The sequence below is a fragment of the Mesorhizobium sp. M0800 genome (assembly GCF_040320095.1).
In the GTDB taxonomy this organism is placed as follows: domain Bacteria; phylum Pseudomonadota; class Alphaproteobacteria; order Rhizobiales; family Rhizobiaceae; genus Mesorhizobium.
Map to the genome: position 1 here is coordinate 16,281 of NZ_JAMYOZ010000005.1, position 20,772 is coordinate 37,052.

23 protein-coding genes are annotated in these 20,772 nt (G+C 63.0%); 12 read left to right on the forward strand and 11 right to left on the reverse strand.

What is annotated here, in order from left to right; translation table 11 throughout:
* The first annotated feature begins 52 nt into the window (after positions 1-52).
* Positions 53-1,606 carry a DHA2 family efflux MFS transporter permease subunit gene (locus tag NKI18_RS08435; RefSeq protein ID WP_352619475.1) on the forward strand — a complete coding sequence of 518 codons (1,554 nt, stop codon included), beginning with the start codon at positions 53-55 and terminating at the stop codon, positions 1,604-1,606.
* Positions 1,607-1,732: 126 nt separating this feature from the next.
* On the opposite strand, the gene msrB is transcribed toward NKI18_RS08435, so the two are convergent.
* From msrB to NKI18_RS08455, 4 genes are all read right to left on the reverse strand, one after another.
* On the reverse strand, positions 1,733-2,233 hold the full coding sequence (gene msrB, locus NKI18_RS08440; RefSeq protein WP_023677487.1) for a peptide-methionine (R)-S-oxide reductase MsrB: 501 nt from the start codon (positions 2,231-2,233) through the stop codon (positions 1,733-1,735).
* A 174-nt stretch (positions 2,234-2,407) separates the two neighbouring features.
* A complete protein-coding gene (locus tag NKI18_RS08445) occupies positions 2,408-2,965 on the reverse strand; it encodes a fasciclin domain-containing protein (protein WP_023677486.1) in 558 nt (185 codons plus the stop codon).
* 205 nt (positions 2,966-3,170) lie between these two features.
* The gene (locus tag NKI18_RS08450) at positions 3,171-3,875 is read right to left on the reverse strand and encodes an anti-sigma factor (RefSeq protein WP_352619474.1); all 705 of its coding nucleotides are present in this window, start codon (positions 3,873-3,875) and stop codon (positions 3,171-3,173) included.
* The gene (locus tag NKI18_RS08455) at positions 3,872-4,411 is read right to left on the reverse strand and encodes a sigma-70 family RNA polymerase sigma factor (protein WP_023677484.1); all 540 of its coding nucleotides are present in this window, start codon (positions 4,409-4,411) and stop codon (positions 3,872-3,874) included. The genes NKI18_RS08450 and NKI18_RS08455 overlap by 4 nt, the downstream gene beginning before the upstream one ends.
* A 126-nt stretch (positions 4,412-4,537) precedes the next feature.
* Here NKI18_RS08455 and NKI18_RS08460 point away from each other — a divergent pair, with 126 nt between their 5' ends.
* On the forward strand, positions 4,538-6,034 hold the full coding sequence (locus NKI18_RS08460; RefSeq protein WP_353019380.1) for an amidase: 1,497 nt from the start codon (positions 4,538-4,540) through the stop codon (positions 6,032-6,034).
* 96 nt (positions 6,035-6,130) lie between these two features.
* Positions 6,131-7,024, forward strand: coding sequence for an acetylglutamate kinase (gene argB, locus NKI18_RS08465; protein ID WP_023677482.1), 894 nt, complete (start codon positions 6,131-6,133; stop codon positions 7,022-7,024).
* Positions 7,025-7,043: 19 nt separating this feature from the next.
* On the opposite strand, the gene bchE is transcribed toward argB, so the two are convergent.
* Both bchE and NKI18_RS08475 read right to left on the reverse strand, forming a co-directional pair.
* The gene (bchE, locus tag NKI18_RS08470) at positions 7,044-8,582 is read right to left on the reverse strand and encodes a magnesium-protoporphyrin IX monomethyl ester anaerobic oxidative cyclase (RefSeq protein WP_352619459.1); all 1,539 of its coding nucleotides are present in this window, start codon (positions 8,580-8,582) and stop codon (positions 7,044-7,046) included.
* A gap of 102 nt (positions 8,583-8,684) precedes the next feature.
* Complete coding sequence (locus NKI18_RS08475; protein WP_023677481.1) at positions 8,685-9,161, reverse strand: Lrp/AsnC family transcriptional regulator; 477 nt, start codon at positions 9,159-9,161, stop codon at positions 8,685-8,687.
* Between the two features lie 140 nt (positions 9,162-9,301).
* Between NKI18_RS08475 and phhA the strand changes: the two genes are divergently transcribed.
* On the forward strand, positions 9,302-10,135 hold the full coding sequence (phhA, locus tag NKI18_RS08480) for a phenylalanine 4-monooxygenase (protein ID WP_352619458.1): 834 nt from the start codon (positions 9,302-9,304) through the stop codon (positions 10,133-10,135).
* On the opposite strand, the gene NKI18_RS08485 is transcribed toward phhA, so the two are convergent.
* Positions 10,130-10,630: a MarR family winged helix-turn-helix transcriptional regulator gene (locus tag NKI18_RS08485; protein WP_352619457.1), complete on the reverse strand. Its 501-nt coding sequence runs from the start codon at positions 10,628-10,630 to the stop codon at positions 10,130-10,132. The two genes, phhA and NKI18_RS08485, sit on opposite strands and share 6 nt — an antisense overlap.
* 93 nt (positions 10,631-10,723) lie before the next feature.
* On the opposite strand from NKI18_RS08485, the gene NKI18_RS08490 reads away from it, so the two are divergent.
* Positions 10,724-10,891 (forward strand): hypothetical protein, encoded by a 168-nt coding sequence (locus NKI18_RS08490; protein ID WP_352619456.1) that lies wholly within the window; start codon positions 10,724-10,726, stop codon positions 10,889-10,891.
* Between the two features lie 50 nt (positions 10,892-10,941).
* On the opposite strand, the gene NKI18_RS08495 is transcribed toward NKI18_RS08490, so the two are convergent.
* Entirely contained in the window at positions 10,942-11,703 is a 762-nt protein-coding gene (locus NKI18_RS08495) for a GGDEF domain-containing protein (RefSeq protein WP_352619455.1), read from the reverse strand.
* Between the two features lie 132 nt (positions 11,704-11,835).
* Here NKI18_RS08495 and NKI18_RS08500 point away from each other — a divergent pair, with 132 nt between their 5' ends.
* Entirely contained in the window at positions 11,836-12,543 is a 708-nt protein-coding gene (locus tag NKI18_RS08500) for a pyrimidine 5'-nucleotidase (RefSeq protein ID WP_352619454.1), read from the forward strand.
* 34 nt (positions 12,544-12,577) lie between these two features.
* Here the strand turns inward: NKI18_RS08500 and NKI18_RS08505 are convergent, their stop codons facing one another.
* Positions 12,578-13,417 carry an LOG family protein gene (locus NKI18_RS08505; RefSeq protein WP_352588564.1) on the reverse strand — a complete coding sequence of 280 codons (840 nt, stop codon included), beginning with the start codon at positions 13,415-13,417 and terminating at the stop codon, positions 12,578-12,580.
* 145 nt (positions 13,418-13,562) lie between these two features.
* Here NKI18_RS08505 and dapD point away from each other — a divergent pair, with 145 nt between their 5' ends.
* From dapD to NKI18_RS08525, 4 genes are all read left to right on the forward strand, one after another.
* A complete protein-coding gene (dapD, locus tag NKI18_RS08510) occupies positions 13,563-14,417 on the forward strand; it encodes a 2,3,4,5-tetrahydropyridine-2,6-dicarboxylate N-succinyltransferase (protein WP_023677474.1) in 855 nt (284 codons plus the stop codon).
* A 30-nt stretch (positions 14,418-14,447) separates the two neighbouring features.
* Positions 14,448-14,825, forward strand: coding sequence for a DUF805 domain-containing protein (locus NKI18_RS08515; protein WP_023677473.1), 378 nt, complete (start codon positions 14,448-14,450; stop codon positions 14,823-14,825).
* 21 nt (positions 14,826-14,846) lie between these two features.
* Positions 14,847-15,635: a hypothetical protein gene (locus NKI18_RS08520; protein ID WP_352619453.1), complete on the forward strand. Its 789-nt coding sequence runs from the start codon at positions 14,847-14,849 to the stop codon at positions 15,633-15,635.
* Between the two features lie 335 nt (positions 15,636-15,970).
* Positions 15,971-17,071, forward strand: coding sequence for a GGDEF domain-containing protein (locus tag NKI18_RS08525; RefSeq protein ID WP_352619452.1), 1,101 nt, complete (start codon positions 15,971-15,973; stop codon positions 17,069-17,071).
* On the opposite strand, the gene NKI18_RS08530 is transcribed toward NKI18_RS08525, so the two are convergent.
* Positions 17,061-18,092, reverse strand: a complete 1,032-nt coding sequence (locus NKI18_RS08530; protein WP_352568524.1) for a 2-dehydropantoate 2-reductase — start codon at positions 18,090-18,092, stop codon at positions 17,061-17,063. The two genes, NKI18_RS08525 and NKI18_RS08530, sit on opposite strands and share 11 nt — an antisense overlap.
* 129 nt (positions 18,093-18,221) lie before the next feature.
* On the opposite strand from NKI18_RS08530, the gene dapE reads away from it, so the two are divergent.
* Both dapE and NKI18_RS08540 read left to right on the forward strand, forming a co-directional pair.
* The gene (gene dapE / locus NKI18_RS08535) at positions 18,222-19,421 is read left to right on the forward strand and encodes a succinyl-diaminopimelate desuccinylase (RefSeq protein ID WP_352619451.1); all 1,200 of its coding nucleotides are present in this window, start codon (positions 18,222-18,224) and stop codon (positions 19,419-19,421) included.
* A gap of 2 nt (positions 19,422-19,423) precedes the next feature.
* Positions 19,424-20,032, forward strand: a complete 609-nt coding sequence (locus NKI18_RS08540; RefSeq protein ID WP_023677470.1) for a hypothetical protein — start codon at positions 19,424-19,426, stop codon at positions 20,030-20,032.
* On the opposite strand, the gene truA is transcribed toward NKI18_RS08540, so the two are convergent.
* A complete protein-coding gene (gene truA / locus NKI18_RS08545; protein WP_352619450.1) occupies positions 20,014-20,769 on the reverse strand; it encodes a tRNA pseudouridine(38-40) synthase TruA in 756 nt (251 codons plus the stop codon). The genes NKI18_RS08540 and truA overlap by 19 nt on opposite strands.
* Positions 20,770-20,772 lie beyond the last annotated feature (3 nt).

A 20,772-nucleotide genomic window follows, 5' to 3' on the forward strand; every position in this document is an offset into this window, starting at 1 on the left:
AAAGGTCATGGCGACCGCAAGCCTAACTGCAGGATCGGCGCCGACGCCAGCCATGCCGGTGCCGGTTGACCACATCTCGACACGCCGCGTCATCGCCTTCCTGGCAATGGTGTTCGGCATGTTCATGGCCATCCTGGACATCCAGATCGTCTCGGCCTCGCTGGCCGAGATCCAGGCGGGCCTGAGCGCCAGTTCGGACGAGATTCCGTGGGTGCAGACGGCGTATCTGATTGCCGAGGTGGTGATGATCCCGCTGTCGGGCTTCCTCAGCCGGATGCTGTCGACGCGGGTGCTGTTCACAATCTCGGCGGCAGGTTTCACCGCGGCCAGCGCGCTGGCGGCGACCGCAACCAATATCGACCAGATGATCGTCTACCGCGCCGTGCAGGGCTTCATCGGCGGCGGCATGATCCCGAGCGTCTTTGCAGCCGCCTTCACCATCTTCCCGCCGTCGCGTCGCGCCATGGTCTCGCCGATGATCGGCCTGGTGGCGACGCTGGCGCCGACCATCGGCCCGACCGTCGGCGGCTATATCAGCCATGCCATGTCCTGGCACTGGCTGTTCCTGGTCAACGTCGTGCCCGGCATTCTGGTGACGACGGCCGCCTGGTCGCTGATCGACTTCGACAAACCCAATCTCAAGCTGTTCAGCAAGTTCGACTGGTGGGGGCTTGCCGGCATGGCCGCCTTCCTCGGCTGCATGGAATATGTGCTGGAGGAAGGTCCCAACAACGACTGGCTGCAGGATCAGGCGGTGTTCATCTGCGCCGTCATCATGACCTTCGGCGCGGTGCTGTTCTTCTGGCGCGTGTTCACCGCCGAGGAGCCGATTGTCGATCTGAGGGCTTTCAGCAATATCAATTTTGCCTTCGGCTCGCTGTTCTCCTTCGTCGTCGGCATCGGCCTCTACGGTCTGACCTATCTTTATCCCGTGTTCCTGGGGCGGATCCGCGGCTACGATTCGATGATGATCGGCGAGGCGCTGTTCGTCAGCGGCCTGGCCATGTTCTTCACTGCGCCGATCTCCGGCATCCTGTCGAACAAGATGGACCCGCGCATCATGATGATGATCGGCTTCTTCGGTTTCGCCACGGGGACCTGGTGGATGACGCATCTCACCGCCGACTGGGATTTCTATGAACTGCTGATCCCGCAGATCCTGCGCGGCTGCTCGATGATGCTTTGCATGGTGCCGATCAACAACATTGCGCTCGGAACCTTGCCGCCGGAGCGGCTGAAGAATGCGTCTGGCCTGTTCAACCTGACCCGCAATCTGGGCGGCGCCGTCGGCCTGGCAGTCATCAACACCGTGCTGATCGACCGCAATGCCTTCCACTACGCCAGGCTCTCCGAGCACGTGCAATGGGGAAGTGCCGCTGCGCAGCAGAAGCTGCAGAACATGACGCTCAACTTCGAGCAGACCGCCGGGCTCGACGCCTCCAAGGCGGCCATCTCCAAACTGTCAGGCATGGTCCAGCAGCAGGCGTCGCTGCTGTCGTTCATGGACGTATTCTTCATGCTGACGGTTTTGTTCGCGACGCTTGGGCTCTTCACCCTGGTGATCCGCAAGCCAGCCGCTCAGGGCGGCGGTGGCGGAGGCCATTGAGGCGCGCTGGATCCCCCGCCTGGCGCCCTCGCGCATGACCCCGAAAAGCGATTTTCGGGGTCATGCGCAAAATCAACCATTACGAAGTCCTCTCGCGCTCCGACAAAGTCAGGGTCGCAGCCGTCCTCACGCCGTCGCCGGCTTGAAGGTCAAGGCAACGCCATTGATGCAGTGTCGCAACCCGGTCGGCGGCGGACCGTCGTCGAATACGTGGCCGAGATGGCCGCCGCAGCGGCGACAATGGACCTCCGTGCGGGTCATGCCCAAAGACCTGTCCACGGTCTTGCCGACGGAATTCGGGATTTCCTGCCAGAAGCTCGGCCAGCCTGTGCCGGAATCGAACTTGGTCTCTGACGAATAGACCGGCAGGCCGCAGCCGGCGCAAGCGAAGATGCCTTTGCGGTGCTCGTTGAGCAGCGGACTGGTGCCCGGGTATTCCGTGCCCTCCTTGCGCAGCACATTGAAGGCCGCGTCGGACAGGATGGCGCGCCACTCGGCTTCGGTCTTGGTAACCTCGAAAGTCTCAGCCGCGCGTGCATCCTGGGCTCCGCCCATGCGCAGCGCGGTGGCGCCTGCGACAACGCCAATGGCTGCCGCACCACTCAAAAGAAGCTCGCGACGGTTCATGGCCATTCCTCCTGTCATTGCTTGTGCCAAATTCGACCGCCACACGGAAATCAAAAGCCGGTGACGATCGCTGTCCTCAAAGCGGGACTCCGCGCCTATCCACATCTTGCGTGAACGGCGCGGAGTGTGCGCAGGGAGGCCCTTAGCGATATCTTCGCCGGCAGCGTGCGTTTGTTACATCTTCGGCAGGAGAACCTTGTCGACGACGTGGATGACGCCGTTGGACTGCTCGACATCGGCGATCGTCACATTGGCGACGTTGCCGTTCTCGTCGGTCACGGTGACCTTGCCGCCGTCGGCCTTGAGCGACAGTTCGCAACCACCGACCGTCTTGACCTTGTGGGTGCCGCCGTCGTTCTTGACCATCTTGGCGACGTCGGCGGCCATCGCTTTGGCGCCGATGACATGGCAAGTCAGGATCTTGACGAGCTTGTCCTTGTTTTCAGGCCTGAGCAGCGTCTCCACCGTGCCGGCTGGAAGTGCCGCAAAGGCCTCGTTGGTCGGCGCGAACACAGTGAAGGGGCCAGCGCTTTGCAGCGTATCGACCAGGCCGCCTGCCTTGACGGCAGCGACCAGCGTCGTGTGGTCCTTCGAGTTGACAGCATTTTCGACGATGTTTTTCTGGGCGTACATGGCGGCGCCGCCGACCATCGGATTTTGAGCATAGGCAATGGTGGCGAGCGCGGAAATGGCGACCGTGCCGGCAAGCAAAAGGGTGGCGAATTTACGCATGATTTCAATCTCCTCGGGTTATCGTTCCCCTCATTTGGGAACGCAAGGAAATACGCGATAGAAATGCTGGAGTTTCGTCCTCTCCGCAAAAAAAATATTTGTCGCTGCAATTTGCCCGGCGCGGATCGACAGCCGCCAACAAGCTTTGCAGGCGTTTCAATCGCGGGAGATAGATTTCAGGTCTGCTTTCGGAGATGAGAAGCGGTCAGATGCTCTTCAGATCGCCCGCTGCGACCACCGGTCCAGTCGGCTGGCCGGTCGGTGAACCGCCGGCAGGCTCAACGCTGACCGCAAGCACGGCGCCTTGCGCCAATTTCTCCTGGACGGCGGGCGGGATGGCCAAATGCGCGGTCGCACCGGCCGGGATGACGCCCATCGACACCGGCGCCTTCTTGCCTTCGATCATCCACAGCTCGAAGTCCTTGCCGGCGGCCCGCTCGCCGGAAACGTGGGAAAGACCGACCTCGTGACGGGCGGCATCGTAGACGACGAGATATTTGACGTCGCTGCCTTCGGCCGCCAGCGAGGCGACAAGCCGCGCCTGCGGCGGTTCGGTGGACGGGCGGAAGTAAGGCACGGCGACGTAGATCGCCAGCGCCGCAATGGCGGCGGCGGCAAGACCGCGCCAGAAGCCAAGGCTCGACCACAGGCCGGCGCGCGGCTCTGCAGCGAACAGCCGGCGGTCCAATGCTTCCTTGACCCTGATCGGAGGCTCTGTCTCCGGATAGGCGGCGGCCATCGGCGAAAGATGCGCCTCCCAGGCATCGACAAGGCGCGCGAAGGCGGCGTCCGCATCGATGCGGCGCGACGCGATCTCGCGTTCATCGGCGGCCAGAACGCCAAGAACGTATTCGGCGGCGAACAGGTCGTCGCCCCCACGTTCCGGTCCATTGTCGTCAGCCAGCGTCATCTTTCCAGGCATTCTCTCAGTTTCAACAGGCTGCGGCGCAGCCAGGTCCGCATCGTGTTCAGCGGTACGCCATAGCGCTCCGCCAGTTCGGCATAGCTTTTGCCATCCAGATAGGCGCCCCGGACGGCCGCCGCCCGGTCCTTCTCCAATTCCTTGAGACAATGGTAGATGCGTTCGGACTCACCGCCCGCCACGGCCATGGCCTCCGGCCCCGGCGCCGGATCGGCCACGTCGAGCGCGGCATCGATATAGGCGGCAGGCTCTCGCCGCGCCCTGATCCGATCGATCGCATGATTGCGCGCAATGGCCACCAGCCAGGAGATCGGGCTCAGATCCGAAACGGCGAAACGGTCCGCCTTCGTCCATATCTTGACGAAGACCTCTTGAAGCGCCTCTTCTGCATCTCCCCGATCCTTCAATACACGAAGGCAGACGCCGAAAAGTTTCGCGCTGGTCTGCCGGTAGAGCAGATCGAACGCAGCCCGGTCCTTCATCGAAGTCCGGACAATCAGGTTGCTGATGTCCTGCGGCGTCATCCGCCGCCAAATTAGGCGATTGCAACGTATTTGCAACGACTGAAATGGTCTTGCGCACCGGCAGCGCCAGCGTCGATTGCCAATGAAATCGCCGCCCGCTAGCTTGCAATGAGCGGGAGGGCGACCATGTCGATCGAGCGGGTTCTGTGGGAGCATGACGCAACCGGCCAGGCCGCACTCGTGCACAAGGGAGAGATCACACCGCAAGATCTCGTCGATGCGGCGATCGCCCGGGCCGAGGCCACCCACCCGGAGATCAACGCCATCGCCGAACCGCTCTATGAGGCGGCGCGGGCGCGGGCGAAAACCGTCGACCGCAAGCTGCCGTTTGCCGGAGTGCCCTTTGCGCTGAAGGATCTTGGCATCGCTATGAAGGGCGTGCCGACGCATGGCGGCAGCCGCATCCCGGCCTTCACCCCCGATTTCAGCTCGGTGATGACGGAGCGCTATCTGGCCGCCGGCCTGATTCCGATCGCCACCAGCACCGCACCCGAACACGGGCTGAGGCTGGTGACCGAATCGGCGGCTTTCGGCATCACCCGCAACCCATGGGACACCGCGCATACGACCGGCGGTTCCTCGGGCGGTGCGGCTGCGCTGGTCGCGGCCGGCGTCGTGCCGGTGGCGCATGCCTCGGATGGCGGCGGCTCGATCAGGGTGCCTGCGGCCTGTACCGGGCTGGTCGGGCTGAAGACGTCGCGCGGCCGGGTGCCCTTGACGCCACTCGTCACTGAAAGCTGGTACGGCTTCGTCGTCGACCATGCGCTGGCTCGCTCGGTGCGCGACACGGCCCGGCTGCTCGACCTGACCCACGGGCCGGAACCACTGTCGCCCTATGCGGCACCGCCGCCGAAAGGCAGTTTCACTGCGGCCGCCGGGCGCGATCCGGGCAAGCTCAAGCTCGCCTTCTATCGAAAATCGCCGCTCGGCCTGCCGATATCGGAAGAGACGTTGAAAGCTCTGGATGCGGCGATCGGGCTGGCGCGCGAAGGCGGACACAGCGTCGAGGAGATCGACCTGCCCTATATCGATCGCGATTTCATCGCCGATTTCGCCAGAACCGTCGCTGCGGCGGTGGCCGGCACGATGCGTGGCGAGGCCTTGCGCGTCGGCCGCTCCATCTCAGGCGACATCGAACGCGCCACGCGCGTGATGAGCCGGTTCGGTGAAATTCTCTCGGCCGGCGAAATCTATGCCGGCCTGCAGCGGCTGCACGCCACTTCGCGCCGGCTTATCGCCGAAACCGCGCACTATGATGCGGTGCTGATGCCAGTTATCGCGCACCCGCCGGTCGCCTGCGGCGTCATGGACCCGAAAGGCGCCGACGAATTCATCGAGAATGTCCTGGACAGACTGCGCCTCGCCGGCCTGCTGAAGTTCAAGCCGCTATTCGGTCAGCTGATGGACAAGAGCCTGTGGTTCACCCACTGGCCGGCGATCCAGAACGTCAGCGGGCAACCGTCGATCACGCTTCCGGTTTACGTCACCGATGCCGGCCTGCCGCTCGGCGTCCAGGCCGCTGGCCGCCCCGGCGACGAGGAAACGCTTTTGTCGTTCGCCGCGCAGATGGAAAGGATCTCGGGCTGGCTGGGCCGACGGGCGCCGCTGCTGCGGCCGGCATAGGCGGTGATTTGATCGATCGTGACAGCAAAGCCGTTTGCCCCCTCCTCCAATTCCCGCTAAGACGCCGCCGTTCATGCCAAGCTGGGAACCACGCCGATGACGGATGTCGCCGCCACCGCCGAAATGCAGGCCGCGCTGCTTTCAAGGGCGCTGCCCTATATGCAGCGCTACGAGAACAAGACGGTCGTGGTGAAATATGGCGGCCACGCGATGGGCGACATCGCGCTCGGCAAGGCTTTCGCCCGCGACATCGCACTTTTGAAACAATCCGGCGTCAACCCGATCGTCGTGCATGGCGGCGGGCCGCAGATCGGCGCCATGCTCAGCAAGATGGGCATCGAATCCAAATTCGAGGGCGGCTTGCGCGTCACCGACCAGAAGACCGTCGAGATTGTCGAGATGGTGCTGGCCGGGTCGATCAACAAGGAGATCGTCGCGCTGATCAATGCCGAGGGCGAGTGGGCGATCGGGCTGTGCGGCAAGGACGGCAACATGGTGTTTGCCGAAAAGGCGCGCAAGACCATGATCGATCCGGATTCCAACATCGAGCGGGTGCTCGACCTGGGCTTCGTTGGTGAGCCTGTCGAGGTCGACCGCACATTGCTCGACCTCCTGGCGCGGTCCGAAATGATCCCGGTGCTGGCGCCGGTGGCGCCCGGCCGCGACGGCCATACCTACAACATCAACGCCGACACTTTTGCCGGCGCCATCGCCGGCGCCTGCCAGGCGACGCGCCTGCTGTTCCTTACCGACGTGCCCGGCGTGCTCGACAAGGACAAGAAGCTGATCGACGAGTTGACCGTGGCCGAGGCCAAGGCCCTGATCAAGGACGGCACTGTCTCGGGCGGCATGATCCCCAAAGTCGAGACCTGCATCGAGGCAATCGAGCGCGGCGTCGCAGGCGTCGTCATCCTCAACGGCAAGACGCCGCATGCGGTGCTGCTCGAGCTGTTCACCGAACACGGCGCCGGCACGCTGATCGTGCCGTGAGGCCGGGTGTCTGAGGGGCTCAAGCATTTGGCGAAATAGCGGTCACGGACTGACGCGACAGGCGTTCGACAACCATCGATTCCTCTTCCTCGTCTTGCGGCGCGCCCCAGAATTCGGCGAGCGTCGGGCCATTTTTCAGGCGGCGGTCGCGGACCAGAAAGCCCCAGACTTCGCGGAACCAGACGCGGCGGCCCATTTTGGTGTACCAGCGCATCGAATGCCGTTGCTCCGGATCCTTGTGGAACAGGATGCGCGCCAGCGCCTTGGGCCGCGACTGCACGGCCAGTTCGATCAGCTTGACGGCGAAGAACAACATCCACGGCTTGAGGCGCGTCATCCGCAGCACCTGGTGCTTGTAGTCCCACAGGCGGGCGTCCAGTTGGATCACCTTGCGGTCCCTGGCAATCCTGAAGAACGGCGTCCAGCGGTGCGGCGTTACATAGAGCGCCTGGATCTGGTCGGGGTCATAAGCGATCAGCTGGCGGAAGCCGCGCCAGAGGTCGCGCAAACTTTCGTCCTCGAAACCGGCCACCCAGGTCGCCATCGACAAGATGCCATTGAGGCGCAGCAGCCGTATCGCCTCGCGGTCGGATGAGGTGCTGCCGCCCTTGCGGATCAATGCAAGCGTCTGCTCGTCGGTATTTTCCATGCCAAGCAGCCAGCGGATGACGCCGGCCTGGCGATAGAGATGCAGGCTGTCGGCGTCGCGGACGATGTCGTCGGCGCGGGTGGAGCCGACGATCAGCACCGGCACATTCTCGGCGATCATCGCATCGAGAAAGGCGCGCCAGGATTTTTTGGACGACGTCGGGTTCTCGTCGGCGAGGTTGATCAGCTCGACGCCATGCTCGCGGTGCAGCCAGGCGATCTCTTGCGCGAATTTCACGGGGTCGCGATGCCGCCATCGCGTCCAGAAGCCGCGCTGGCCGCAATAATTGCACAGATGTGGGCAGCCTCGCGAGAACTGCATGACCACCGCACGCTTGCCTCCCCAATAGCTGTAGCGACTGAAATCGATCAGTTCCCAGCCGATGCGGTAGACGTCGAGGTTGGCGATCGTTCTTGCCGGCTTGGTGGCAAAGGGCTGGCGCAAATCGTCAGGAAAAGCGATCCCCGCCACGTCCGACAGCGGCTTGCGTTTCTCAAGCGCTTCGACCAGCGCGACGATTGTCGCCTCGCCCTCGCCGCGCACGATGAAGTCGAAGGCATGCGTTTCGGCCAGTATGTCGCGCCAGTGATAGGTCGGAAACACGCCGCCATAAATCAGGATTGTCGCTGGCTCGATGTGCTTGACCATGCCGGCGATCAGCAGGGCTGTCGGATGCGCAGAGGTCGAGCCGGAATGGCCGATCAGAATGCAGTCGGGATGGTCGCTCAAGGCGTCCCGGACCAGCGTGGCAAGCGGCATCGGCCCGAATTCGGCGTCCACAAGCCGTAGTTGATGTCCCGCGTCGATCAGCGGACCGCCCAGTGCCAGCAAGCCGAGCGGCGGCAGATGGTCGTCCGGCACACGGCTGCCGATGGCGGTATGCGGCGGGTTGATCAAGACGATTTTCATGGCGGGCCTTATGCAATGGCGGTCCGCATGTCGTAGTCGGCGATCTAGCTCTGGAGATTGGCTCGCTTCAGCAGTTTGTGTGCAGCTTTTCCGCAGAAATGCCTATCGTCTGAGATGTGCAAGCGGGACATGGCCAGGCCCCTTGATGTTCTGCAGCACAAGCTGCGTGTGTACGTCGCGCACGCCTTCGAGCCGCATCAGCCGGTGCATGACGAAGGCATTGAGCTCGTCGACCGACGGCACCATGACATGCAGCAGGAAATCGTAGTCTCCAGTCATCGTCCAGCACGACGACACCTCGTCCATGCGCTGCACGGCGGCGATAAAGGTTTCGGGCGAGCCGTCGCTGTGGGTTACGAGGCGCACCTGGATGAACACTTCGACCATCAGCCCGACGGCGCGGCGGCTGAGCACCGCAGCAAAGCCCTTTATGATGCCCGCTTGCTGAAGGGCCTCGAAGCGCCGCGCGCAAGGTGTCGTCGACAGCCCAATCTCCTGCGCCAATTCGGAGACCGGCTTGCGCCCGTCGCGCTGCAGGATGTCGAGCATCTTGATCTCGAATTCATCAAACTGAGGCATTTTCACTCTCCCAAAGCTCGATCGTGGAGTCTTTTACCTCCAACCCCGCATTTGAGCCACCATCAAAGCTGATTTGCCTCGCGCCATCCCGCTAGAATTTCCGGCAATCCGCTGATCATGATTTCCAGGGAGAGCAAGCCATGACAATGAACGTTGCCGACTATGCCCGCGAATGCGCTGCGCGAGGCCTTCGCGGCGATTATTCGGTCTGCCGTGCCGATTTCACCGTGGCGCAGGGCTACAATTATAGCGACGAAGAACAGGCGGTGTGGCGCACGCTGTGCGACCGCCAGACGAAGCTGACCAGGAAGCTCGCCCACCATTCCTATCTCGATGGCGTTGCGGCGCTCGGCCTTCTCGACAAGATCCCGGATTTCGGTGAGGTCAGCGAGAAGCTGCGCAAGCTCACCGGCTGGGAGATCGTCGCCGTGCCGGGGCTCATTCCCGCCGCGCCGTTCTTCGACCACCTCGCCAACCGCCGGTTCCCGGTCACCAACTGGCTGCGAACCCAAAAGGAGCTCGACTACATCGTCGAGCCCGACATGTTCCACGATTTCTTCGGTCACGTGCCGATCCTGACGCAGCCGGTCTTTGCCGACTTCATGCAGATGTATGGCAAGAAGGCCGACAGCGTGATTGCGCTCGGCGGCGACGAGATGATCACCCGGCTTTACTGGTACACCGTCGAATACGGGCTGATGCGCGAGCCGGGCCAGCCGCTGAAGGCTTTCGGTGCCGGGCTGATGTCATCCTTCACCGAGCTTCAGTTCGCGGTCGAAGGCGGCGAGGCGCACCATGTCCGCTTCGACCTGGAAACCGTGATGCGTACCGGCTACGAGATCGACAAATTCCAGCGTGCCTATTTCGTGCTGCCGTCGTTCGACGCCCTGCGTGATGCTTTCGAGACCGCCGATCTTGCGGCGATCGTGGCGCGCCGCAAAGGCGAGCCAGCGCTCGACCCGGCGAGCCTATAGGCTGTCGGTTATTTCCAACGCCTCGGCCTTCAGCCGGGCCAGTTGGTCGCGCTGAAGGTCGAGGGACGCCGTGACGAAGCGCAGGATCGTGGCGAGCTCAGTGTCGCTGAATGTGGCGATCAGCTTTTCTCCCTCCTGCGCGATCGCGCCATAATAGCGCGTCGATAGTTCTCGCGTGAGTTCCGTCGCCTCTATGACCACCTTGCGCCTGTCCTCAAGGCTGCGCGTTCGTGTCAGCAGGCCGCGCGCCTCCAGCCGGTCGATCAGCGCGGTGACCGCGGCCGGCGTCAACCCTGTTGCGGCCGCGACCTCGCCAGCCGATCGCGGGCCGCCATAGAGCAGCGCTAGGCAATGGCGTTCCGCCATACTCAGCCCAAGCCTATCGCCCACTGCCTCGTCATAAGCCTGCGTCGCGTCCTGCCAGCCCATAATGGCAAGGCTGATCGCGGTCTTCATGTCGGCCCGATTCATGCTTGACGAATTTATTTCGATCATCTAACTATCAATCTGCCTAACATTACGGCCATTATAGTAATATGCTGCATCAGGCGCAAGGCAAGGCCTATCGCAGCCTGCAAGGAGTGAAACATGAATCAGACCCCGACGCGCGGCCCACTCACACCAGCCGAGGAGTTCAAATACGCCAAGCTGGCGATGGAGTGGTATGGCTGGGGCTCTCCCATTGGCCTTGGCATCGCTCTGGTCGCGTTGGCGGCCGCCGTCCTGCTGTTCCGCATCGCTATCTTCGGATTTTGACAGTCTGGCCCCGGCGCGGTTGAATGCAGACAGGGTGGAACTCTCTCAGCTCAGGCGGCTTCGGAAATATCGCGGTCGATGATCGACAGATTGCGGCCGCGATGCTTGGCCTCGTAGAGCCGCTGGTCGGCGGCGCGCATTAGCTCCGACACTGCGGCGTCTCTGCCGCAGGTGATGCCGCCAATACTGACTGTCAGCGGAACCGTTCGTTCGTCGACGGGCCGGAAACGGATACGCTCGACTTCACGCCGGATGCGCTCGGCGATGCGCCTGGCCTCGTGTTCGGTGGCACCAATCAGAAGGGCGCAGAATTCCTCGCCGCCGATGCGGCCAAGCACGTCGCCGCTGCGCACGCCACGCTCTATCGCGTTTGCGATCAGGAGCAGCGCATCGTCGCCGATAAGATGGCCGTAGCTGTCGTTGATGGTCTTGAAATGGTCGGCATCGACGATCAGCAATGCCCCGCGATCGGATTTGCGCCGGGAGCCGTCGAGAGCGGCAAAGAAACTTTCGCGGTTGAGCATGCCGGTCATGTCGTCGCGGCTCGCCTTTTCCGCCAAGCGCCTGTGCGCGGCGGCGAGTTGGGCATGGGCGCGGGCGAGCTCGCGATGCGCGGTCTGCAACCTTTCGCCCTGCCAGAACGTATAGGCGCCGATGCTCCAGGCAAGCGCGAGCGGGCACACGGTGGATGTCAGCCAGATGGTGCGATTGATCGGAAACCCCATTGCCGGCACGACGATCAGCGTCAGCAAAAGCGAGACCGCGACGGAGGCGAAAGCGATGGCGGCAGACTTTAGAAATATGCGATTCATCGCTTGCTCCCACTGGTCCGTCTTTCGGCGATGCTTAAGATTTTAATCATTGCGCCATTTTTACCACCCAGGGCGCGCATAGGTTGTGGATAAACCTCCTGTTAGAAAGATCGTTTCGTGCCATAAGGACGTATGACCACACTTCCCGACCCCGGCCGCTTTGCCCATGTCACCGACTGGGTGTTCGATCTCGACAACACGCTTTATCCGCATCATTCGAATCTGTTCTCGCAGATCGATGTGAAGATGACCGCCTACGTCGGAGAATTGCTGACGCTGCCGCGCGAGGAAGCACGCAAGCTGCAAAAGGAGCTCTACCGCGAATATGGCACGACGCTGAACGGATTGATGACGCGCCACGGCATCGACCCCGATGATTTTCTCGAGAAAGTGCACGACATCGATTATTCCTGGCTGGTTCCAGATCCCGTCCTCGGCACCGCCATTCGCCAGCTTCCCGGCCGTAAATTCATCTTCACCAATGGCGATCGCCGGCATGCCGAACGCACCGCGCGGCAGTTGGGCATTCTCGAGCATTTCGATGATATTTTCGATATCGTCGCAGCCGGACTGAACCCCAAGCCGGCGCGGCAATCCTATGAGAAATTTGCCGAACTCCACGCCGTTACCGGGCAAAATGCGGTGATGTTCGAAGATCTTGCCCGCAACCTGTCGGTCCCGAAATCGCTGGGCATGACCACAGTGTTGGTGGTGCCGCGCAATTTCGAGCCGACCTTCTCGGAAATCTGGGAACGCGACCCGGCCAACGAGGACGATGTGGACTTCGTCACCGACGACCTCGCCGGCTTTCTCACGGCGATCGTGGAAGTCCCTGCTTGAGGCAGCCGGCGCGCTTCAAGTCCTTGCTTGCATGTCAAAGTTTATAGAAGCGGCTGACGATCCCCCAGGCCTCGTCGGCAGTGTCGACGAAATCGATGATATCCTGGTCGCCGGGCGTGATCGTGCCTTGCTCGGCGAGGAAATCGAGGTCGATCGCCCTTGCCCAGAAAGCCTTGCCGAACAGGATGACCGGCACGCGTTCCATGCGGCCGGTCTGGATCAGGGTCAGCGTTTCGAAGAACTCGTCCATCGTGCCGAAGCCGCCTGGAAACACCGCAACGGCCTTGGCACGCATGACGAAATGCATCTTGCGGACCGCGAAATAGTGGAAGTTGAAGCAGAGTTCCGGCGTCACGTAGGCGTTTGGCGCCTGCTCGTGCGGCAGCACGATGTTGAGACCGATCGACGGCGCGCCAACATCGTCGGCGCCACGATTGCCGGCCTCCATGACGCCCGGCCCGCCGCCGGTCACCACGACGAATTCGCGATAGTACGAGATGGCCGACTGCTGCGAGCAGAGGCGAGCGAATTTGCGCGCCTCCTCGTAATATTTGCTGTTTTGCTCGAGGTTCTTCTTCTGCGTCTCGTTCTTGGCCGCCCAGGCTTCGCCGCCGGGCTCGGGGATGCGGGCGCCGCCGAACAGGATGACGGTCGATTGGATGCCGCGCTCGGCCAGGATCATCTCCGGTTTCAGCAGTTCGAGCTGCAGCCTGACCGCGCGCAACTCGCGCCGCGTCATGAAATCGGGATCGTTCCAGGCCAGCCGGTATGTCTCCGCGCGCGTTTGCGGCGTGTCCGGCACGCTTCTCGACCGCTCCAGATCCTCGTCCGAATGCGGCAGCGGCGTCCATCCCGTTTTTTCCATGGGAGTCATATTTGCTTTACCCGTCCAATCATTCACCTGCGCCGTCCCGTGACGCTGCCGCGATTGACCCTCCCCAAGCCTTCACATAGGGTCCGCGCGACTTTCAAACAGGTTAAGGCGCCGGCCCTTAACACCTTGGTAATGGAGCGAATTCATGTCGAAGCCCGATCTCGCGAGCCTCGAGGAGATTATCGAGAACGCCTTCGAGGAACGCGACACGATTTCGACCGCAACCCGCGGCGAGACGCGCGAGGCCATCCAATCGGCGCTCGACCTGCTCGACCGGGGCGTCGCCCGCGTCGCCGAGCGGCAGGCCGACGGCAAATGGCACGTCAACCAGTGGCTGAAGAAAGCGGTGCTGCTGTCGTTCCGGCTCACCCCGATGGAGATCATAAAGGGCGGTCCCGGTCAGGCGGTATGGTGGGACAAGGTGCCTTCGAAGTTCGACGGCTGGAGCGCCGTCGATTTTGAGAAGGCGGGCTTCCGCGCCGTGCCGTCGTCGATCGTGCGCCGCTCCGCCTATGTCGCGCCCGGCGCCGTGCTGATGCCGTCCTTCGTCAATGTCGGCGCCTATGTCGACAGCGGCACCATGGTCGACACCTGGGCTTCGGTCGGCTCCTGTGCCCAGATCGGCAAGAATGTGCATCTGTCGGGCGGCGTCGGCATCGGCGGTGTGCTGGAGCCGATGCAGGCCGGCCCAACCATCATCGAGGACAATTGCTTCATCGGCGCCCGTTCCGAAGTGGTCGAAGGCTGCATCGTGCGCGAAGGCTCGGTGCTCGGCATGGGCGTCTTCATCGGCCAGTCGACCAAGATCGTCGACCGCGCCACCGGCGAGATCTTCTACGGCGAGGTGCCGCCTAATTCCGTCGTCGTCGCCGGCTCGCTGCCGGGCAAGCCTTTTCCAAACAACGAGCCCGGCCCCAGCCTCTACTGCGCCGTCATCGTCAAGCGGGTCGACGCCAGAACCCGTTCCAAGACATCGATCAACGAATTGCTGCGCGATTGATCTTTCTCAACGAATACGGACGGAATTCGCTTGCCTGACAGATCAGACCTCATCTGGCTTTTCTTCAGAACTTCGGGCCGCGTCAGCCGCGCGGCCTATTTTCTGGGAGGACTGCTGGTGGCCATCATACAGGCCCTCCCACTCTACCGTTTCACGCTGGTTCCGGAAGGCACTACCGAGAGCAACATGTGGTCGTTCATTTTCTTCATCGCCTTCATTGCCTCGCTTTGGTCGAACGTGGTGCTGGCGGTGAAGCGGTTGCACGACCTCGACAAGCCGGGCGTTGCGGCGCTGGTGCTGTTCGTGCCGGTTGTCTCGATTATCGCTTTCCTCGTGCTTTGCCTATTTCCCGGGCAGCCGGGACCCAACCGCTACGGCAAGCGCACCAACGCACCGGCCGAACCCTGAGCGCCGATCGGATATTTCGTCATGCGCTACCGCTCGCTTGATTCGAAACTGATCCTCGAAACCGCCGAACGGCTGGAAGAGCGCGTCGCCGAGCGTTTTCCCGATGCCGGCTTGCGCGGCGTCGCCGCCGAGCTCGTGTCGCTGTCGCGCGATCTGGCAAAGGCAGCCAAGGCGCTGGAGGCGCCGATCTGGTGGCTGCGCGGCCTCATCATCGCCGCCTTCGTCGTCGGAGCGCTGATGTTCCTGTTCGTCGGCACAATCCTGCCGCTCGGCCGCATCTCGGGAAACCACGATGCCTTCCAGTCGATGCAAGGCATCGAAGCCTCCCTCAACATGATCATCCTCGCGGTGCTGGGCTTTCTGGCCCTGATTCGCTCCGAGGAGCGGATCAAGCGCAAGCGGGTGTTTCGCCAGCTCCACGGGCTGCGTTCGCTGATCCACGTCATCGACATGCACCAGCTGACCAAGGATCCGGCAACGCTTTCAGCCAGTTTCAAGCCGACTGCGCATTCGCCAGCCCGCATCACCAACGCCGCCGACCTTGCCCGCTATCTCGACTACTGCTCCGAGATGCTGTCGATCACCGGCAAGATCGCCGCGCTGTTTGCGCAGTCGGTCAATGACGCCGTGGTCATCGACGGCGTCAACGACATCGAGAACCTGGCTTCGAACCTCTCGCGAAAGATCTGGCAGAAGATCACGCTGATCGAAACCCCTCATGGGCAGCCGGCACGTGCGGCGAAGACCTATCCCGAGCCGGGTCCGCCGCGTCGGCCTGCAGTCCGCAGACAACCGGGGCCGGCAAGCTAAAACCGGCCATCCGGCGGCAGATCCGCTAGAACGGTTCATCGTTTCGCAGAAACGCCGAACCGCTCTATCTTTTTGTTTTGACGCAATTCCGGACGGAAAACCGCTTCACACTTTTCCTGGAATTGCTCCAGAGCGGCGGAACGGGGAGTTCCGAAAGCCCGGTTTTGCGCCGGATGCTCTAAGCGAATGTTAATCACCCTGGCCCAGCATGCCGGCGAAGACTGTGTCGACCGGCACGGAGCGCTCGACTGGCAAGCGACCTATCCCTGACCACCAACGAGCCGCGCAAAACGTGGAGCGCCGCCGCTCGCCTGTTTGCCTGGTTCTCTTCGCCGATGAAATTGGAACCGGAAGCTGTCCGCGCCCGGCTTCTCGACACCACCTTCGAGCGCAAATTCGCGGTCCTGTTCGGCACCATCAGCGTTCTGTTGGTTGCGGTCAGCGCCGCTCTTGCCACCGGGGATTGGTGGCCCTACGCCTGGATTGCCGCCGACCTGATGCTTTTCACCGTCCGCGTTCTGCTGATGCGGGAATGCGAGCAGGCCCGCAGGCGCGGCTCGAAAGGGCCGCTGGCGGGCCTGATGGCAGCCAGCGGCGTCTGGTCGGTCGTTTTCGGCCTCGGCTGCTATGGCTGTGTTGCCGGCGGGAATATGGCGCTTTCCGTACTTGCCGCCTTGAATGTCGCAGGCGTCGTCGGCATGGTGTCGTCACGCAATGCGGCGACCCCGCGCTTCGCCATATTCGTCATGTTGGCCGTAAGCCTGCCTTACGTGGTCGGTGCATTGTTTTCTGCGGCGCCCGGAATGCCGATCGTCGGAATTCAAACGCCGTTCTATGTGGCCGGCGTCATCATCGTGCTGCTTCAGAACCACGCAATCAATGCCCGCATGATCCGCGCCGAACTGGACAATCGCGACCTGGCCATCAAGGACGCGCTGACCGGCCTGCCAAACCGCATCTTCCTGCAGGAGAAATTGCGCGACATGTGCCGCGACCTTGCGGCGCCGGCCGCCAATGGCGGCAAGCCGTTTGCAGTGCTCAGCATGGATCTCGACGGTTTCAAACAGGTCAACGACCGTTTTGGCCACGCCGTCGGCGACGTGCTGCTGCGCAAGGTGGCCGAACGATTGAAGCGCGGCTTCCGTCCGGGGGACGTGGTCTTCCGTATCGGCGGAGACGAATTCGTCATTCTTTTGCCCGCAACCTCGGAGATCGAGGCCACCTACCTGGCAAAGCGGGCCATCGAAAAGGTCTCGGTCCCCTTCGACCTCGGGGTCGGCTCCGCCATCCATGTCGGCTTGAGCGTCGGCAGTGCATGCGCACCCGCCGACGGAGGCGATCCGGAAATCCTGCTCACCTGTTCCGACCATGCGCTCTACGAGGCCAAGCGCACCGGCAAGGGCCGTTACTGGGCGCCTGTGCGGGCTACGATCTGACGGTCGCGACAACGGCTTCCGGCGTCTGGCAGGGCGATCCGCGCCTCTTCTGCTCGGCCGCGCGCACCAGTGCCGTAACATGCTTCAGCAACGGCGCCGGCGTGCCGGCCTTTTCGGCCAAACGCAGGACCGCGCCTTGCAGTTCGCCGATCTCCGTCGGCCGGCGGCGCTGAAGGTCATCCCACATCGACGAACGCGCGGCAGGGTCGATGGCAAGCATCCGCCGCGCCAAGAACTTGAACAGCCAGTCGGGCAGGCGAAGCACTTTCGGCAGCAGCGCGGGACGCAGGCCGGCGATGCGAGCGGGTTCGATGCCCGTCGCCATCATTGCCGCCAATGCTTCGTCGATCTGGCCGGCCAGGATCAGCCGCCAGCGGCGATCGGCAAGCTCTGCCGCCAGCGGCAGGCCGGAAAGCGCCACCAGCGCGTTGTTGAGGTTGAGCAGCAGCTTGCCCCATAGCACCGCTTCGATGTCACCATGCGTGGCAACGGCAAAGCCCTCAACGTCAAGCAGTTCGTCAAGGCCTGTCGGACCCTGTTCGATCATCACCTTGCCGCCGCTGGCGCGGTGCAGACGAAGCGGCAATTCGCCCTCCGCCGATTGGACCACGTTGAACGGCACCATGCCCGCGAGCACCCGCCGGGCGGCGAGATGGGCTCGCAACTTATCGGCATTGTCGACGCCGTTCTGCAGACTGAGTACCACCGCATCCGGTCGGGCATGGGCCGCAATAAGCCCGGCCATGTCCTGCGTCGCGCCGCTCTTGACCGTTAGCAGGATGACATCGGCACCGGGGAATGCCGCGGCCGGATCGGCGGTGACCGACAATGCCTCCGGCTTGACGGATCGGTCGCGGCCATCACGGTCGGTGATGCGCAATCCACCTTTTTGCAGCGCCTTCTCGATGCGAGGCCGCGCCAGCAGAACCACCTTTCGCCCGGCAAGTATCAGGCAGCCGCCGGCGTAGCATCCGATACTGCCGGCACCGGCGATTACGATCGTCCTGCCATGCGTGATCATGCGATGGCCCTGTCCTGGTCGAGAGGCCTTGCCGCAATTATACGGCATGAAAACCATAATGTCGGCGGCATGGCTGGCCCTTATGTCTGGCCGTGACAGGCCTTGCGCTTTCGACTATCGCTTTTGCCCATGACGCTGCCTACCGATCCGACCAGAAATCTGGCTGCTCTCATCCGCTGCGCTTCCGTGACGCCCGCCGAAGGCGGTGCGCTGAGTGCGCTGGAAGAAATGTTGAAGCCGCTCGGCTTTGCCGTCGAGCGCCCGATGTTTTCCGAATCCGGCACACCTGACATAGAGAACCTTTACGCGCGGCGTTCCGGCAACGGCCCGCATCTGATGTTTGCCGGCCATACCGATGTCGTACCGGTGGGCGATGAAACAGCCTGGACGCACCCGCCCTTTGCCGCCGAGATCGCCAATGGCGAGATGTTCGGCCGCGGCGCCGTCGACATGAAGGGCGGCATTGCTTGTTTCGTCGCGGCGGTAGCGCGACATATCGCGCAGAAGGGCGGCCCGAAGGGGTCGGTCTCGCTGCTGATAACCGGCGACGAGGAAGGGCCGGCGATCAACGGCACGACGAAACTGCTCGAATGGGCGGCCGCCAAGGGTGAGAAATGGCATGCTGCGATCGTCGGCGAGCCGACCAATCCCGACGCGCTCGGCGATATGATCAAGATCGGCCGGCGCGGCTCTCTATCGGGCACGGTCGTCGTCAACGGCCGCCAGGGCCACGCCGCCTATCCGCAGCTAGCCGACAACCCGGTGCGCGGCCTGGTGACGCTGGTCGACGCCTTGCTTCACCCCGTCTTCGACAACGGAACAAGGGATTTCCAGCCGACCAATCTTGAGGTGACCTCCATCGATGTCGGCAATCCTGCCACCAACGTCATCCCGGCGAAGGCGGCGGCTAGCTTCAATATCCGCTTCAACGACACATGGACCGCCGAGACGATCCAGGCCGAGATCCACAACCGCCTCGACCGGGCGGCGAAACGCAAGAAATACCGCGCCGGCAAGAAGACGCCGGTCGACTACGAGATCGTCTGGCGCGACGGGCCGAGCCATGTTTTCCTGACACGCGACGACAGGTTGATCGAGACGCTTGGCGGCTCGATCATGGCGGTGACCGGCAGGAAGCCGGCGCTCTCCACCTCCGGCGGCACCTCCGATGCCCGCTTCATCAAGGATTATTGTCCGGTGGTCGAATTCGGACTGGTCGGCAAGACCATGCACATGGTCGACGAACGCGTGGCGATTGCCGACCTCGAGACGCTGACGCAGATTTATCTGCGCTTCGTTGAAGACTGGTTTGCGCAGGACATATCCTAGTGATGCTTTCAGCGGATGAAACCTACGCTTCGCTTGCCGGTGCCTGGCGGCTGATGCTCGGCAAGGCCGACGGATTTCGCCTGCTCGACCTTTCGGCGGACGGTTTCTGGAACTCCTTTTTTGCCATCGTCGTCGCGGCGCCGGCACTGATCGTCGGCTGGGTCGGTATTGCCAACGAAATCGGCGATCCCAACGCATTCGTCGGCCGTTTCAGCATGTTGATCCGCCTGGCAACCGTCGATATCGGCGCCTGGGTGCTGCCGCTCATAGGCCTCGCCCTGGTGGCGCCGCGGGTCGGCGTCGGCGGCCGTTTCGTCCATTATGTCGTGGCCAGCAATTGGGCCTCGGCGATCATCGCCTGGATGATGCTGCCATCGGCGTTGATCCGGCTTTTCCTGACGTCGGCCAACGAAGTCTCCGGACTCGTGTCGCTGCTGTTGTTCGCGCTGTCGATGGTCTTGACCTGGCGGATGACCAACGTTGCGATCGGCAGGGGTGCGGCCGCCGGCAGCGCCGTTTTTGCCGGCATGTTCGTGGCGTCGCTGATCGTCCTGTTCGGCCTGCAGGCGCTGCTCGGGATCAGCGTTCCGGATCAGCCAGGCGTCGGATAATCGACGCCGACGAGAAACAGCCCGTCGGGCGGCGCCACCTGACCGCAGGCCGCACGGTCGCGCGCCTCAAGCGCCGCCTTGAGGTCGGCAACAGTCCAGCCGCCTTCGCCGACACGTTTGAGCGAGCCGACCATCGAGCGCACCTGGTTGTGCAGGAATGACCGCGCCGAAGCGCGGACCTCAATGAAATCGCCCGCCCGGCTGACATCCAGCCGGTCGAGCGTGCGGACGGGGCTGGTGGCTTGGCACTGGGTCGAGCGGAAGGTGGTGAAATCATGCCGGCCAACCAGCACCTTTGCCGCCTCGTGCATGGCACCGGCATCGAGCTGCTTCGGTACCCACCAGATCTTGCCCTTGTCGAGCGCCGCCGGCGCGCGGCGATTGACGATGCGGTAGAGGTAATGGCGGCCGATCGCCGAGAAACGCGCATCGAAGCCATCCGGCACGACGGCGGCCTTCAAGATGGCGATGCGCACCTTGGCCGCTTGCAGATGCGCGTTGACTGCGTCGCGCACCTTGTCGCCGGGCCATGCCTTGATCAGATCGACATGCGCCACCTGAGCGGTCGCATGGACGCCGGCATCGGTGCGGCCGGCGGCGCGCAGCGAAGCCTGCTCACCACAGAACTTCTCGATCGCCTGCTCGATCGCCTGCTGCACCGATGGCTGGTTGGCCTGGCGCTGCCAGCCGGCGAAGAGACTGCCGTCATATTCGATGTCGAGGCGAAAACGCGGCATTCC

Bases quoted from the DNA above. Each gene is read 5' to 3' on its own strand.
- NKI18_RS08435 (WP_352619475.1), top strand. From the start codon at position 53: ATGCCGGTGCCGGTTGACCACATCTCGACACGCCGCGTCATCGCCTTC.
- msrB (WP_023677487.1), bottom strand. From the start codon at position 2,233: ATGAACCGTCGCGAGCTTCTTTTGAGTGGTGCGGCAGCCATTGGCGTT.
- NKI18_RS08445 (WP_023677486.1), bottom strand. From the start codon at position 2,965: ATGCGTAAATTCGCCACCCTTTTGCTTGCCGGCACGGTCGCCATTTCC.
- NKI18_RS08450 (WP_352619474.1), bottom strand. From the start codon at position 3,875: ATGACGCTGGCTGACGACAATGGACCGGAACGTGGGGGCGACGACCTG.
- NKI18_RS08455 (WP_023677484.1), bottom strand. From the start codon at position 4,411: ATGACGCCGCAGGACATCAGCAACCTGATTGTCCGGACTTCGATGAAG.
- NKI18_RS08460 (WP_353019380.1), top strand. From the start codon at position 4,538: ATGTCGATCGAGCGGGTTCTGTGGGAGCATGACGCAACCGGCCAGGCC.
- argB (WP_023677482.1), top strand. From the start codon at position 6,131: ATGACGGATGTCGCCGCCACCGCCGAAATGCAGGCCGCGCTGCTTTCA.
- bchE (WP_352619459.1), bottom strand. From the start codon at position 8,582: ATGAAAATCGTCTTGATCAACCCGCCGCATACCGCCATCGGCAGCCGT.
- NKI18_RS08475 (WP_023677481.1), bottom strand. From the start codon at position 9,161: ATGCCTCAGTTTGATGAATTCGAGATCAAGATGCTCGACATCCTGCAG.
- phhA (WP_352619458.1), top strand. From the start codon at position 9,302: ATGACAATGAACGTTGCCGACTATGCCCGCGAATGCGCTGCGCGAGGC.
- NKI18_RS08485 (WP_352619457.1), bottom strand. From the start codon at position 10,630: ATGATCGAAATAAATTCGTCAAGCATGAATCGGGCCGACATGAAGACC.
- NKI18_RS08490 (WP_352619456.1), top strand. From the start codon at position 10,724: ATGAATCAGACCCCGACGCGCGGCCCACTCACACCAGCCGAGGAGTTC.
- NKI18_RS08495 (WP_352619455.1), bottom strand. From the start codon at position 11,703: ATGAATCGCATATTTCTAAAGTCTGCCGCCATCGCTTTCGCCTCCGTC.
- NKI18_RS08500 (WP_352619454.1), top strand. From the start codon at position 11,836: ATGACCACACTTCCCGACCCCGGCCGCTTTGCCCATGTCACCGACTGG.
- NKI18_RS08505 (WP_352588564.1), bottom strand. From the start codon at position 13,417: ATGACTCCCATGGAAAAAACGGGATGGACGCCGCTGCCGCATTCGGAC.
- dapD (WP_023677474.1), top strand. From the start codon at position 13,563: ATGTCGAAGCCCGATCTCGCGAGCCTCGAGGAGATTATCGAGAACGCC.
- NKI18_RS08520 (WP_352619453.1), top strand. From the start codon at position 14,847: ATGCGCTACCGCTCGCTTGATTCGAAACTGATCCTCGAAACCGCCGAA.
- NKI18_RS08525 (WP_352619452.1), top strand. From the start codon at position 15,971: ATGAAATTGGAACCGGAAGCTGTCCGCGCCCGGCTTCTCGACACCACC.
- NKI18_RS08530 (WP_352568524.1), bottom strand. From the start codon at position 18,092: ATGATCACGCATGGCAGGACGATCGTAATCGCCGGTGCCGGCAGTATC.
- dapE (WP_352619451.1), top strand. From the start codon at position 18,222: ATGACGCTGCCTACCGATCCGACCAGAAATCTGGCTGCTCTCATCCGC.
- NKI18_RS08540 (WP_023677470.1), top strand. From the start codon at position 19,424: ATGCTTTCAGCGGATGAAACCTACGCTTCGCTTGCCGGTGCCTGGCGG.
- truA (WP_352619450.1), bottom strand. From the start codon at position 20,769: ATGCCGCGTTTTCGCCTCGACATCGAATATGACGGCAGTCTCTTCGCC.